The organism is Haladaptatus rarus (genome assembly GCF_054177585.1).
On sequence record NZ_JBPEHG010000010.1, the window covers coordinates 109532 to 124119 of the forward strand.

The 14588-nt window shown below is 61.3% G+C and carries 10 protein-coding genes; 5 read left to right on the top strand and 5 right to left on the bottom strand.

Annotated features, from left to right (window positions below):
- Window positions 1-33 precede the first annotated feature (33 nt).
- On the top strand, window positions 34-3543 hold the full coding sequence (locus ACR3FE_RS19300) for a PAS domain-containing protein (protein ID WP_458209123.1): 3510 nt from the start codon (window positions 34-36) through the stop codon (window positions 3541-3543).
- 85 nt (window positions 3544-3628) lie between these two features.
- On the opposite strand, the gene ACR3FE_RS19305 is transcribed toward ACR3FE_RS19300, so the two are convergent.
- Window positions 3629-4051, bottom strand: coding sequence for a hypothetical protein (locus ACR3FE_RS19305; protein ID WP_458209124.1), 423 nt, complete (start codon window positions 4049-4051; stop codon window positions 3629-3631).
- A gap of 158 nt (window positions 4052-4209) precedes the next feature.
- Between ACR3FE_RS19305 and ACR3FE_RS19310 the strand changes: the two genes are divergently transcribed.
- Entirely contained in the window at window positions 4210-5286 is a 1077-nt protein-coding gene (locus tag ACR3FE_RS19310) for a saccharopine dehydrogenase family protein (RefSeq protein ID WP_458209126.1), read from the top strand.
- A gap of 67 nt (window positions 5287-5353) precedes the next feature.
- Here the strand turns inward: ACR3FE_RS19310 and ACR3FE_RS19315 are convergent, their stop codons facing one another.
- Window positions 5354-7003, bottom strand: coding sequence for an acyl-CoA synthetase (locus tag ACR3FE_RS19315; protein ID WP_458209127.1), 1650 nt, complete (start codon window positions 7001-7003; stop codon window positions 5354-5356).
- A 342-nt stretch (window positions 7004-7345) separates the two neighbouring features.
- On the opposite strand from ACR3FE_RS19315, the gene ACR3FE_RS19320 reads away from it, so the two are divergent.
- Window positions 7346-8506, top strand: coding sequence for a glutathione-independent formaldehyde dehydrogenase (locus tag ACR3FE_RS19320; RefSeq protein ID WP_458209179.1), 1161 nt, complete (start codon window positions 7346-7348; stop codon window positions 8504-8506).
- Window positions 8507-8560: 54 nt separating this feature from the next.
- Here ACR3FE_RS19320 and ACR3FE_RS19325 read toward each other — a convergent pair whose 3' ends face one another.
- Window positions 8561-9391: a helix-turn-helix transcriptional regulator gene (locus ACR3FE_RS19325; RefSeq protein ID WP_458209128.1), complete on the bottom strand. Its 831-nt coding sequence runs from the start codon at window positions 9389-9391 to the stop codon at window positions 8561-8563.
- 214 nt (window positions 9392-9605) lie between these two features.
- On the opposite strand from ACR3FE_RS19325, the gene ACR3FE_RS19330 reads away from it, so the two are divergent.
- On the top strand, window positions 9606-11387 hold the full coding sequence (locus ACR3FE_RS19330; protein ID WP_458209129.1) for an FAD-binding protein: 1782 nt from the start codon (window positions 9606-9608) through the stop codon (window positions 11385-11387).
- A gap of 167 nt (window positions 11388-11554) precedes the next feature.
- Window positions 11555-12778, top strand: a complete 1224-nt coding sequence (locus ACR3FE_RS19335; RefSeq protein WP_458209130.1) for an ornithine cyclodeaminase, nickel-pincer nucleotide-dependent — start codon at window positions 11555-11557, stop codon at window positions 12776-12778.
- 57 nt (window positions 12779-12835) lie between these two features.
- Here ACR3FE_RS19335 and ACR3FE_RS19340 read toward each other — a convergent pair whose 3' ends face one another.
- Together ACR3FE_RS19340 and ACR3FE_RS19345 are read right to left on the bottom strand one after the other, a co-directional pair.
- On the bottom strand, window positions 12836-13336 hold the full coding sequence (locus tag ACR3FE_RS19340; protein ID WP_458209131.1) for an Lrp/AsnC family transcriptional regulator: 501 nt from the start codon (window positions 13334-13336) through the stop codon (window positions 12836-12838).
- A gap of 20 nt (window positions 13337-13356) precedes the next feature.
- Window positions 13357-14460: an ABC transporter ATP-binding protein gene (locus tag ACR3FE_RS19345; protein WP_458209133.1), complete on the bottom strand. Its 1104-nt coding sequence runs from the start codon at window positions 14458-14460 to the stop codon at window positions 13357-13359.
- Window positions 14461-14588 lie beyond the last annotated feature (128 nt).

Here is a 14588-nt window from a genome sequence, read left to right on the forward strand (position 1 = left end):
AGGGTTATTGCAACTCATCCGAGAAGTGTGCGCATGTGTTCCGAGCGAGTCACGCTCGCTGACGCCCTCACAACCTTCGATTCCATCGGGACTGAGGGTGAACCGATAGCGGCGAGTGAACTCGCGACAGAACTCGACTGCCCACGACAGACCGCGACCGAGATACTTGACGAGTTAGCCGAGCGAGGCGACGTGAACCAGAAGACGATCGGCGACGGGAACCGTGTCTGGTGGCGACCAGTCGACAGCGGTTCGAACGACCAGACGCAGTTTCGCTCGCTGGTCGATGCGGTCGAGGAGTACGCCATCTTTATGCTCGACCCCGACGGGCACATCGTCACGTGGAATGAGGGTGCGAAACAGATCAAGGGATACGACACCGCCGAGATCATCGGCGAGCACTTTTCTGTCTTCTACACCGACGAGGACGTCCGCGAGGACGTGCCGACGCACAATCTCGCTGTCGCCGCCAATGAGGGCCGTGTGGAGGACGAGGGGTGGCGAGTTCGGAAGAACGGGTCGCGGTTCTGGGCCAACGTCACCATCTCCGCCATTCGGGACGAGGATGGAACCCTCAGGGGATACACGAAAGTCACCCGCGACATGACCGAACGGCGGGAGAACGAACGACAGATTCGGGAAGATCGCGACCTCATCGAACAGGTTCTGGAAACCGTCCCACTGGGGATCAGTGTCATCGATTCCGACGGCACGCTCGTTCGGGCGAACTCGCGAGCTATCGACCGACTCGGTATCGATCCATCGAATCTCGACCAGTACGGTGTCTCGTCGTGGGAACTCCACGACGAAGATGGTGAGTCGATTCCTCCCGGGGAGAGGCCGTTCGATCGGGTGGTCGAGACGGGCGAACCGGTGTTCGATTATCGATGCCAGGCCGACCTTCCGGGGCAAGGCCGCCGATGGCTCTCTATCAATGCAGTTCCCATCGGAGACGCCGACGACGAGATAGAGCGTCTCGTCTACGCGGTCGAAGATGTCACCGAGCAGAAAGAGCGAACCCGCCAACTTCGCCGTGAACGAAATCAGACCGAACGCCTCCTCGAAACCTCACCGATAGCGATCTCGGTTCGAGACGCCGACGGGACGGTGTTGCTGGCCAACCGGCGTGCACAGGAACTCCTCGGTTTATCCGAACGCGAGATAATCGAAGATCCGGAAGATATCGACGAGTGGAAGTTCTACGACGCAGACGGCGAACCCATCGAGCAACGGAATGCACCGGTAGAACACGTGTACGAGACAGGAGAACCGGTGTACGACGAGGAGATCGCGGTCGAACGACCCGGCAGGAAACGGATGTGGTTCTCCGTGAACAGTGCTCCCGTGTACGACTCCGACGGGAATCTCGAACGGGTCATCACGGCGAGCGAAGACATCACCGAACTCAAGGCGCGCGAACGCGAGCTAGAACGCCGGAAAAGCGAACTCGAAACCGAGTTGAGCGAGATCTTCGGGCGGATATCCGATGCGTTCTACGCTCTCGACGAAGAGTGGCGATTCACCCACGTCAACGAACGCGCCGAAGAGATCACTCGCCACTCCGCGGAGGAGATGCTCGGGAAAAACATCTGGGAAGCGTTCCCCGAAGCCGCCACCGGAATCGTCTGGGACGAGTACCACGAAGCGATGGAGACACAGGAGCCGACCAGCTTCGAGATGTACGACGGCGACCTCGACATCTGGGTCGAGGTGAACGCATACCCCTCCGAGACGGGTCTGTCGGTTTACTTCCGTGATATCACCGAGCGCAAAGAGCACGAACGAGCACTCGAAGAGTCGGAACGCCGCTATCGTACCCTCGCCGAGCACTTCCCGAACGGCGGCATCAACCTGTTCGATGGCGACCTCCAGCTCACACTCGTCGCAGGACAGGCGTTCGACGATCTCGACATGGAGGTCGACGAACTGGAGGGCCGATCGCTTCGGGAAGCGTACGGGGACGAAGTTGCCGACTTGCTCGAACCCACGTACCGTGACGCGCTGGCTGGCAAACCTGATTCGGTCGAGTTCGAATACGCCGACCGTGAATGGGTCGTTCGCGCGGTGCCCGTCACGGACGACGATGGCGATGTCTTCGCCGGACTAGCGATAGCCCAGGATATCACCGACCGCAAGGAGCGCGAGCGGGCACTCGAAGAGTCGGAACAACGTTACCGCACCCTCGCCGAGAACTTCCCGAATGGCTCGGTCGTGCTGTTCGACCACGACCTCCAGTACACACTGGTCGAGGGGACGCTCGCTGACCGACTCGATATCGACCCAGACGAGATGGTCGGACACCCCGTCGGTGCCGTTCACCCGCCGGGAGCGGCGGAAGAATTCGAGCGAAACTACCGTGCCGCACTCGAAGGGTACGAGAACAGTTTCGAGGTCGACTACAACGGTCGCGTCCTCCGCGTTCAGGCGATTCCGGTTCGGGACGACGACGGCGAGGTGTTCGCCGGAATTGGGATGTCGCAGGACGTCACCGAGCGAGTCGAACAACGGCGTGCACTCGAAGAGTCGGAACAACGCTATCGCGCGCTCGCCGAGAACTTCCCGGACGGTGCGGTCGGAATCTACGACCACGACCTCCGGTACACACTCGTCGAGGGAACCATCTTCGACGAGATCGAACCCACAGCCGAAGACCTCGAAGGGAAGACCGTTTCGGAGGTGTTCTCACCGAAGACTGCGCCCGCGCTCGAATCGCTCTTCCGATCCGCACTCGACGGGCAGACGGATTGCGTCGAAGTCGAGTTCGCCGGGCGAATCTTCGAAGTCTGGGCGACCTCGGTACGTGATGCCGACGGCGAGGTGTTCGCCGGGTTGAGCTTCACGCAGGATATCACCGACCGCAAGGAGCGCGAGCAGAAGTTAGAACAGTTCGCAAGCGTCGTCTCTCACGACCTGCGGAATCCGCTCGGGATCGCACAGGGCTATCTGACGATGGCACGAAAGACCGACAACCCGGACGATTTCGACGAGGTCGAGCAGGCACTCGACAGGATGGAAACCATCATCCAGAGCCTGTTGACAATGGCACGGGAGGGTCAAACCATCTCGGAACCGAACCCGACCTCCCTGCCGAACCTCGTCGAGAGTGCGTGGCGACACGTCGATACCGGTGAAGCGACCCTCCACGTCGACGACGCGACACCGATGATTCTGGCCGACGAGACCCGACTGCAAACCGCCTTCGAGAACCTGTTTCGGAACGCTATCGAGCATGGCAAGAAAACCACGGACGTGCGCGTCGGCCCCCTCGACGCTCCCGAGAACGAAGCGACCGACCACTCGGATTCGATCAGCGGTGGCTTCTACGTCGAAGACGATGGTGTCGGAATCGGAATCGACGAACCATCGCGGGTGTTCGAATACGGTTATTCGGGAAGCGGCGGAACCGGGTTCGGTCTCGCCATCGTCCGCGAAATCATCCAGGCACACGGCTGGGAGGTATCCGTGACCGAATCGGAGAGTGGCGGTGCCCGATTCGAGATTCGCGGTGTCGAAACCGCCGACTCAACCGTGACCGGTCCGTAAGTCGTCCGTCGGTATCGGTAAGTGAGTCGTCGATCAGTGAGCCACTGGGCGAGGTGGGGTTGCTGGCCGAGGAGAAATGCCGTCCTTACCCGGACTGGCTCTCGCTCGCGTCACCGAGCGTCTTCACGACCCACTCGTTGGTGTCGCGGAGGTAGTCGGGAATCTCGTCGCTATCCACTCTCTCGTGGATGTAGATGGTATCGTCGTCCACCGTCCCGCGACCCAGATCGACGAACAGTCGCTGGAGACCGCTTCGCCAGCGTTCGTCCACCAGTTGCCGCCAGCACGCCTCGAATGCTGCCTGCTCCGGCTCAGTCGGGCCACCGCTTTCCCGAGCGAGTTCGACACAGCAGTCGGGGCAGTTGAAGACCGATACGGGACCGACGAGCGCGTAGACGTGTTCGTCGGCGGTGACGATGGGTGCTCGCTGCTCCATCCTTCCGTGTCGGTCGCAGACGGCGGATTCGGGGTCGGTGCCGATGTAGATGGGGCGTCGTTTCGATGTCATGGGTCGTGGATAGGATCGCTCGACTCGGTTGCTCGTCGGTCGAGCACTGCTGGTCGATTGCGACAGACTAACGACTGACACGTCCATCAAGCTACCGGCAGGGAGTTCGCCAGGAAACGGCCCCGGCAGTTTTGTCCGTCGACTCACAACAGGATACTATGGGGGACGAACTGCTCATCTACGGATCGTACGGTTACACAGGTGCATTGGTCGCACGAACAGCGGTCGACGAGGGACTCTCGCCGGTGCTCGCCGGTCGGGACGCGGAGCGGGTCGAAGAGCAGGCGATGGAACTCGGACTCGACCACCGCGTGTTCAGCCTCGAGCATCCGGAGGTGGTCGAGCGCCACGTCGAGGATGCCGCCGCCGTGCTGAACTGTGCCGGGCCGTTCTCGAAGACGGCAGCCCCACTGCAATCGGCGTGCCTGCAGGTCGGAACCGACTACCTCGATATCGACGGCGAGATCGACGTGCTCGAAGCCACCGCCGAACGGGACAGGGAGGCCGAGCAGGCCGAGGTCACCCTCCTGCCATCGGTGGGCTTCGACACCGTCCCGACTGACTGTCTGGCCGCACACCTCGAAAGTCAGTTGCCGACCGCAACCCGCCTCCTGCTGGCGATAGACGGCCTCGGGACGTTCTCGCCCGGCACCCTGAAATCCATCATCGAGGGACTCGCCAGACCGGGCGCGATCCGAACGGACGGCCAGATTCGAACGGTTCCTGCGGCGTGGCAGACGCGCCAGATCGACTTCGGCCAGGAACCGAAGACCGCCGTGACCATCCCGTGGGGTGACGTTTCCACGAGCTACTACACGACCGGCATCCCGAACATCGAAACATATGCCACGGTCCCGGAACGGGCGGTCGGGACGATGCGCCGAACGCAAGCACTCACGCCTGTGTTCGGGTCGAAACCGTTCCAACAGGCCGCAAAGCGCATCGTAGACGCCGTGGTTTCGGGACCGACCGCGGAGCAACGCGCACAGAGCACGACACGAATCTGGGGTCGCGTCGAAGACGACGAAGGCCGTCACGTCTCCGCGCGACTTCGAACGCCGGACACCTACGAACTGACAGCTCGAACCGCGGTCGAGGCCGCCCAGCGCACGCTTGCTGGCGAGGTTGCACCCGGTTTCCAGACGCCAGCCTCGGCGTTCGGTGCCGACTTCGTCCTCGACTTCGAGGGCGTCGAACGCGAAGACGTGAGCGAGAAGATGGCCGTAGAGTCGTAGCGACGGGTCTCGGTGACGGTGATGTAGCAGAATCACTGCGAAAATTACGACGGTCGATTTCCCTGTTCTATTCGGTCTCGTCGCGCAGTTCGGTACGCCGGATCTTCCCGGTCACCGTCTTCGGCAGTTCGTCTACGAACTCGACTTCACGCGGGTACTCGTGTGCCGAGAGTTCCTCTTTGACGTGGCGTTTGATGTCCTCGGCGAGGTCGGGGGATGGGTCGGCTCGCTCGCTCGGGACGATGTACGCTTTCACGATGTTGCCCCGCTCCGCGTGTGATTTCGGAACGACGGCGGCTTCGGCGACTGCTGGATGTTCGCCGAGCGAACTCTCGACTTCGAAGGGGCCGATGCGGTAGCCCGCACTGATGATGACGTCGTCTGCCCGTCCCTCGAACCAGAAGTAACCGTCCTCGTCCAGATGGCCGAGGTCGCCGGAGAGATACCAGTCGTTCACGAAACAATCCTCGGTCTTCTCGGGCTTGTTCCAGTACTCGGCGAAGAAACAGGGGTAGTCGCCGCGCTGGGCTATCTCGCCCGTCTCGCCCGGTTCCAGGGGTTCGCCGGTCTGCGGATCGACGACGGCGGCCTCGATTCCGGGGAGCGGTTTGCCCATGCTTCCCGGTCGAACCTCCATGGTCGGGTAGTTGTTGATTATCATGTTGCCCGTCTCAGTCTGCCCGTAGGTGTCGTGGATAGTGACACCGAGCGTCTCCTCACCCCACTCGACCACGCCCGCCGAGAGCGGTTCGCCGATGGAGAGCGCGTGACGGAGGTCGAGGCTGGCGTCCTCCAGCACGCTCTCGTTCTCGCGGAGCATCCGATAGGCGGTCGGAACACTGAACAACACGTTGATGGGGAACTCGTCCAGCAGTCCGGCCCACGTCTCGGGGTCGAACTCGCCTTCGTAGGTGAACAGGCTGGCACCCCAGAACCACGCGCCGAGGGTGTTGATCGGCCCCGTCAGCCAGCCGAGGTCGCCGGTCGACCAGTAGAGGTCGCCCGGCTGCAGGTCGACCGCGAACCGTTGCGTCGCGGCGACTCCGGCGACCCAGCGATGTTTGTGCAGGACACCCTTCGCCAGCCCGGTCGTGCCACTCGTGTAGTAGAGGAGTGCGTCGTCTTCGCCGCCCGTCTTCGCAGTCTCGTACCCACGGCTCGCGTCGGCCATCGCGGCGTGATAGCTGATGTCGCCCTGCCGAATCCCGGTGCCATCGTCACTGACGACGATGACGTGTTCGACCGACGGGGCGTCGTCGAGTGCTGTGGCGATGGTGTCTCGATTACTCGGCGTCGTGATGACGACCTTCGCGTCACAATCGTCGAGGCGATAGGCGATCCCGTCGGGGCCGAATCGCTCGTTGACGCCGCCCCACACGCCACCAGCTTTGAGTGTGCCGACGAGAGCGACGTAATGTTCGGGGATGCGGGGCATGTAGGAGAACACCCGGTCGCCCGACGTCACGAGGTCGGAGAGGAGGTTGGCGAATCGACTCGACTGTTCGGCGAGTTCCCAGAAGGTGAGTTTCTGGCGCTCGCCGTTCTTTCCGGCGTAGTAGAGTGCGACCTTCTCGCGGTCGTTCGCGTGCCGGTCACAGACTTCGTGCGCGATGTTCAGTTCTTCCGGCGCGTTCCAATCGGCTTCGGCGTAGATATCGTCCCACTCGAAGGAGTTCAGTTCCTCGTCGTAGTCGTGGAGATTGTGACCAGACATCATACATTCAATCCACGATGGGCCGTATAATCGTTCCCCTACCACCCATCTATGGGTACTTTTCATCTCCGGCGAATGTCAGCAGTCACTACTGTCGAACAGCTGTTCGATAGTCACGAATTGTGGCAGATGGTGGCGCTCATCGACGTTGCCCCGGAACGAACCCGAATGAGAGTGCTGTCGACGGAGTCGATCTGTATCGATACGGTACCTGAATTCGACACGACCACGGCTGAAAGAAGACCGCAGACACCTCGGTTCAGTCTAGATTTACCATATCGAATCGAATAACACCATTCCGGTCACGGGCGTACTGGGTGAACTGCGGGGTGGGAGTATATGACAATGGACGCGGTCGTCTATCAAGGACCGCACGAGGTAGCAGTGGAATCGGTCGATGAACCGGAGATCGAACACCCGAGCGACGTCATCATCGACATCTCGACGACGGCCATCTGTGGCTCGGATCTCCACATGTACGAGGGACGGACAGACGCAGACCCTGGAATCGTGTTCGGGCACGAGAACATGGGTACCGTAGACGAGGTCGGCGAGGGCGTGACGACCCTCGAAGAGGGTGACCGTATCGTCCTCCCGTTCAACGTCGCCTGTGGCTTCTGTAAGAACTGCGAGAACGGCTATACGGGGTTCTGCCTGAACGTGAATCCCGGCTTCGCAGGTGGCGCGTATGGCTACGTTGCGATGGGGCCGTACAAGGGTGGGCAGGCCGAGCGTCTCAGAGTGCCGTTCGCCGACTTCAACGCGCTCAAACTACCGGAGGGAGACGTCCACGAGGATTCGTTTATCCTCCTCGCGGACATCTTCCCGACGGGTTGGCACGGGACGGAACTGGCGAATCTCCAACCTGGGGAATCGGTCGCCATCTTCGGGGCAGGGCCGGTCGGATTGATGGCCGCCTACAGCGCGAAGATAAAAGGTGCGGCGGAGATCTACGTCGTCGATAGAGTACCCAGTCGGCTCGAACTCGCCGAAGAGTACTGTGACGCGACAGCCATCAACTTCGAGGAGTCCGACCCGGTCGAACAGATAAAAGACGCACATGGTGGCGGTGTCGACAAGGGAGTCGATGCGGTTGGGTATCAGGCCATCGACCCCGAAACGGACGTGAGCGACGACGCCTACGATCCGGCCCGAGAGAACCCGGCAGTGGTTCTTAACCAACTCATCCAGGTCGTCCGCGCGACTGGTCAGCTGGGAGTTCCCGGTCTGTACGTCCCGTCCGACCCCGGAGCACCGGACGAGATGGCAGCACAGGGACGACTCGGTATCGATTTCGGGAAGTTCTTCGAGAAGGGCCTCAAGGTCGGCACCGGTCAGTGCAACGTCAAGGAGTACAACCGCCAGCTTCGGGACATGATCATCGAAGGGCGCGCCGACCCGAGCTTCGTCGTCTCACATCGCGTCGACCTCGAACAGGCACCCGAGATGTACGAACGGTTCGACAATCGCGAAGAGGGCGTCACGAAGGTGTTGCTCGAACCCTGACTCGACGACCACGTTTTTTCTGCGTCGACTCGAATCGACACGATAATCGAGTATTCACGCAGTTTGCAGCCCTTCCTCGAGGGCCTGCCGAAATCCCTGCAGCGTATACTCCTCGATACGAACGGCCCCCTTCTCGTACGATTCGAAGACGGCACACGCCCACTCGCGCACTTTCGGCGAGTCGGTATCGACGAACACGTGGAGGTTTCTGGTATCCGTTTCGCAGACGCCGATGCCGACTCGGTCGTCGAAGATAGCGAGCGCGAAGGGGAGGTCGTCGTGCAGCCAGGCGGTGAGATAGCCACTCGCACAGGCTTCGATACATCTGTCGGGGTAGCCGGTCAGTATCTCCTCAGTGACACTTGGAACGCCGATGTTCTGGGTCTCTACCCCGTCGACGATGTGTTCTACGATCTCATCCATGTAGATGGGGGCGATAGCGTCCATGTCGAGACCACGGAGGGTGTCGGTCTCCTGAATGAGTGTGACGAACCGACGGACAGGGCTATAGGGGTCGCCACGGTCGGTTCGCGTCACGGTCGCACCGTTGAACGCTTCGGCGTCGATCTCGATCGGTGCATCCCGTACCGCCTCTAGCACGGGGGCTAGTTGGAGCACCGACCCGGCCTCCGTTTTGAACGTGACCAGCGTCTTCGTGAGAAGTTCTCCCACCTCTGTGAGCGCGAACTCACCTCCCTCCTTCTCGATGAGGCCTAACTCGCCGAGCAGTCGGGTGTGACGATGACTGGTCGCTCTCGACACCGCCAATCGTTCCTGTAACTCCCGCCGGTCGAGCGACCCCTGCTGGAGCTCTTCGAGCAGCGACGACCGCCGAAGCAGGTCGATGAGCAGGTCGGTTTCATCGACCGTGTGTGTGCCAACCATACACACAATCGGTGTTCGAGTACATTAGTTCTGTCTCAGGGGGTGAGACACCCCTATCAAGACTCTCACGACGGGGCAAATTATCACTAGTTGATTACATTTTCTGTGCGACCGTAGCCTCGTCTATGTCTCTCGAAGAGACACCGATTGCAGGCACAGACGACAGAATACGGCTCGCAACGAGCCACCGAGTAGATGATGGGAGAACGACCACATGACAGCCGACACCGAAACGCAGCAAGCAAACGAAACGCTCGTCCGCGGACTCATCGACGCGGTGTGGAACGATGGTGACCTCGACCGACTCGACGACCTGTGTGCGCCGGACGTGACCATCCGCGACCCCTCGACACCGACGACGACCCACGGGATGGACGGCTACGAACGGTACGTCTCCCGGTTTCGTCGTGGCTTTTCTGACCTGGGGGTGACCGCCGAGTCGTTCGAAACCACGAACGAGTTGGTCGCGGTTCGGATGACCGGGCGCGGAATCCACCCTCGTGGATTCCGCGGTCGTGAGCCGACCGGTGAGGAGACCACCCTCACCGGGTTGCAGGTGTTCCACGTCGAAGACGGTCGCATCACGGAGTGGTCGGGTGCGCTCCTGGACGAAGGCGACGTGTCGTCGTTCAGCGAATCGTTCGGCGGGCGGGTGATCAGCCCCTCCGACGAGGACTACGACGACGTTCGAGCAGTCTGGAACGGGATGATCGACCGCTACCCCGCGCTCGTCGCTCGCTGTACTGGCGTTGCCGACGTCATCGCCGCCGTAGACTTCGCTCGGGAGAACGACCTGTTGGTGTCCGTTCGCGGCGGTGGACACAACGTGGCGGGCACCGCCGTCTGTAACGGCGGGCTCGTCATCGACTGCTCGCCGATGACGGGTATCCGGGTCGACCTCGACACCCAGACGGTTCACGCACAGGCCGGTGTTACGTGGGGCGAACTCGACCGGGAGACGCAGGTCTTCGGCCTCGCCACACCGGGCGGTGTCGTCTCGACGACCGGCATCGCGGGACTCACCCTCGGTGGCGGTCTCGGCTGGCTCCGCTGCAAATACGGGCTGAGCATCGACAACCTCAGATCGGTCGATATCGTCACGGCCGATGGCGAGTTCCTGACGGCGTGTGGGACGGAGAACCGAGAGCTGTTCTGGGGAATCAAGGGTGGTGGCGGTAACTTCGGCGTCGTCACCTCGTTCGAGTACCGACTCCATCCGGTCGGTCCCGAAGTGATGTTCGCCGGGGCGATGTATCCGCTCGAAACGGCCAGGGATATCTTACCTGCGTGGCGCGAGTACATGGCTGACGCGCCCGAGGAGGTGACCGCGGAAGCAGCGTTCTGGTCGATACCCGAGGTTCCGGATTTCCCCGAGGAGACCCACGGGGAACCCATCGTCGCACTGCTGGCCGTACACTGCGGGTCGGTCGAAACGGGACGGCGCGTCCTTCAGCCCCTCCGTGAGTTCGACGATCCCCTCATCGACTTGAGCGGCCCGACACCGTACATCCAGGTTCAGCAGATGTTCGACCCGTTCCTTCCCGAGGGCGAGTTGAACTACTACTGGAAGTCGATCGAACTCGACTCGCTCGACGACGAGGTCATCGATGCGGTCGTGACCGCCGCCGAGAACCGACCGTCTCCGCAGACGATCATGCCGGTCTGGCACCTCGGTGGCGAGATGAAGCGCGTCGGCCCGACCAAAACGGCGTACGGCGACCGGAGTACCACGTATCTGTTGAGCATCGATTCGACGTGGGACGACCCTGCCGACACGGAGGAGAATATCGCGTGGACGCGGGAGGTCTGGGCTGACATGCACCGGTTCTCGGATGGCAGTTTGTATCTGAACTTCCCCGGCTTCAACGAGGAAGGCGAGGAGTTGGTTCGGGCTGCCACGGGCGAGCAGAACCACGAACGCATGGTCGCGTTGAAAGACGAGTACGATCCGACGAACCGGTTCCGGATGAATCAGAACGTCACACCGACGACCTGATTTTGCCCGGACGACGCGACAGGAACGACGGTGACCGCTACCTTGCGATGATTCGGGAGGCGTCGTCCGACCCCTAGCCAGGTGACGGTGCTCGACCACCGGCGTCGTCTCCGTCACACGTTGACGCTGGCGCAACGCTGATAGCGTTCACGTGCGTCGGAATCAGTATGACAGATGCTCGCACGGTCGAGCTCGAAGGGCACATCATCGACTCCGGCATGATGCAACGATGTTTCGGAGTCGTGATGGACCTGGGCGGCGATTTCGAGGTCGAGGAGTTTCGCGTCGGCAAGCACAAGGACGAAGAATCCTACGCCCGGATGACGGTCTCCGCGGACGACGACGAGACGTTGCGCTCTATCCTCCACGAACTTCACCAGAATGGAGCCCATCTCGCAAACCCACCGAATGCGACGCTGAAACCGGCACCCGCCGACAAGGTGGTTCCAGATGGTTTCTACTCCACGACGAACCATCCGACGCAGGTGCGATACGAGGACGAGTGGCTCCCGGTCGAGAACATCGAGATGGACTGTGCGGTCATCATCGACCCCGACGAGGGGACGGCGACGACGAAGGTGCTCAACGCGATCGAGGAAGGCGACCTCGTCGTCACGGACGAAGCAGGTGTGCGTGTCGATCCGCCGGAGCGCCCGCGCGGGTCGGGCGGCCCGTTCGGATTCATGCAAGGTGGCGTGTCGAGCGAGCGCCCCTCGGAGTCGCTCATTCGAGAGATCGGCGAGACGATCGCGGAGACGAAAGAAGATGGCGGGACGGTACTGGCCGTGGTCGGCCCGGCACTCATCCACTCGGGGGCTGGCGACGACCTCGCGCGCCTCATCCGCGAAGGGTTCATCGACATGCTCAGTGCGGGCAACGGCTTCGCCGTCCACGACATCGAACGTGGACGATACGGTACCTCGCTCGGCATGGATATCGAGACGCTGGAGCATCCGCGGAAGGGCCACAAACACCACATCTACACCATCAGCGAGGTGATCCGGGCAGGTGGTATCGCCGAGGCCGTCGAAGACGGACTCATCGAGGAGGGTGTGATGTACGAGTGCGTGACGAACGACGTACCGTACGTACTCGCGGGGTCGATCCGCGACGACGGCCCGCTTCCCGACACCATCACCGACGCGGTCGAAGCACAGAATGCCATCCGCGAGCAGGCCCACGAAGCCGACCTCGTGTTGATGCTCTCGACGCTGCTGCATTCGGTCGCGGTGGGCAACTGTCTCCCGTCGACTACTCGCGTGGTCTGTGTGGATATCAACCCCGCGACCGTCACGCAGTTGCTCGACCGGGGGAGCGCCCAGGCTATCGGGATGGTCACCGACGTGGGGACGTTCGTGCCGACGCTCGCCGAGGAGGTACTAGCCGAGTAGTCGAAGGTTACAGAGAGTGCCCGACCACGAGTCGGTGAGCGAGAGACGATCCGCGACCTACTCCACGATGGCTTGCAGGTCGCTCTCGTCGTAGTTCACCAGTAACCGCGATTCGTTCTTGAACTCCCGGAGAACGATGTGGGTTGCGGAGTCCTCGACGCCGTCGGTGTGGATGATGTCGTCGATGAGCCGCTGAAGATGGTCGTGGTCACGAACCTTCGAGATGACGATGAAGGACATCTCGCCGAGCATGAAATACACCTGATCGACGCCGGATAGCTCCGAGAGTTCGTCTGCGATGTCGTCGTATCCCGGCCCGTAACTGCTCTTGATCTCGGTTATGGCGGTCAACTCGAAGCCGAGCTCGTCCGGGTTGAGGTCGGCTATCTTGCCGTCGAACAACCCCATCTCCCGGTACTGTTCCACGCGGTAGTAGACGGTGGAGGTGCTCACGTCGAGTTCCTCGCTGAGTCGCTCGGCGTCTATCTCGCCAGTGGAATCTATCGATTCGAGGATCTGCAGGTCTGTCTCGTCGAGATCGTGATCGTGATCGCCCATCCGTACTCCTCCAACGGTTGTTAGGCAGATCCCTCGAACACGACAGGGGCGTCCTCCGTCACCGCGAACGTTGCGTCGTCGCCCTTATCGACTGGCGTCGTGCGCCCCTGTAAGACGACGTTGATGGCTGGTAGTTCGCTCGCCTCGGGTTTGAATGTGTAGATTGTCTGGTCGCCTTGGAAGTATCGCTCGACAACCGCCCCACGAATCCCGGCCTCGTCGTCGCTGATGGCGAAGTCTTCCGGCCTGACGGAGACGGTGACCTCTCCATCGACGGCAGTGTCGGTCGTGAACCGGAAGCCACGCTCTCCACCGACCTCGACGACCGATCGACCGTCTTCGTTGCGCGCGACACCGGACATGAGGTTCGTATCACCGATGAAATCTGCCACGAACGGGGTTGCTGGCTGGCGATAGATCTCTTCAGGTGTACCGACCTGTTCGATCTGACCCTCGTTCATCACCGCGAGACGATCCGAGAGGGTCATCGCCACCTCTTGGTCGTGGGTCACGTAGAAGAACGCACCCTGGGTCTTCTCGTGGAGCGTCCGGAGTTCGACCTGCATCTGCTTGCGGAGCTTTCGGTCGAGGCTCGACAGCGGCTCGTCCAGCAGGAGCACGCTCGGCTCGTTGACGAGTGCGCGAGCGAGCGCGACACGCTGTTGCTGGCCGCCCGAGAGTTCGCCCGGATTACGGTCTTCGTACCCACCGAGATCGACGAGTTCGAGGTATCGTTCGACCTTCTCCTGTCTGACGTCACCCTCGGACTTGCCTTCGGGAACATTGCTGGTACTTAGTCCCGACTTTCGTAGCCCGTAGCCGACGTTCTTGCCGACGCTCATGTGCGGAAAGAGCGAGAGGTGCTGGAAGACGAGGTTCGTATCGCGTTCTTCGGGTGGGATCCCGATTGAATTCTGTCCATCGATCTCGACCATCCCGGCAGTGGGTGTCTCGAACCCGCTAATCATCCGGAGCGTCGTCGTCTTCCCGCAACCTGACGGGCCGACTAACGAGAAGAACTCGCCGCGCCGCACCGTGAGGTCGATGCCGTCGACGGCGGTCACGTCTCCGTACTCCTTGCGGACGTTCGAGAGGTCGACCAACGGTGTGTCGTCCGCTACCATAAGTCACTGTTTGATAGTGGTGTATCTTAAATCTATGGGTTATTTCGGAGTAATCTCAATCTAGGGTTTGGAATAGTCGAATCACTTTAATTAGAATGCAATAATGTTGAGGTAACTTTAATACGTGT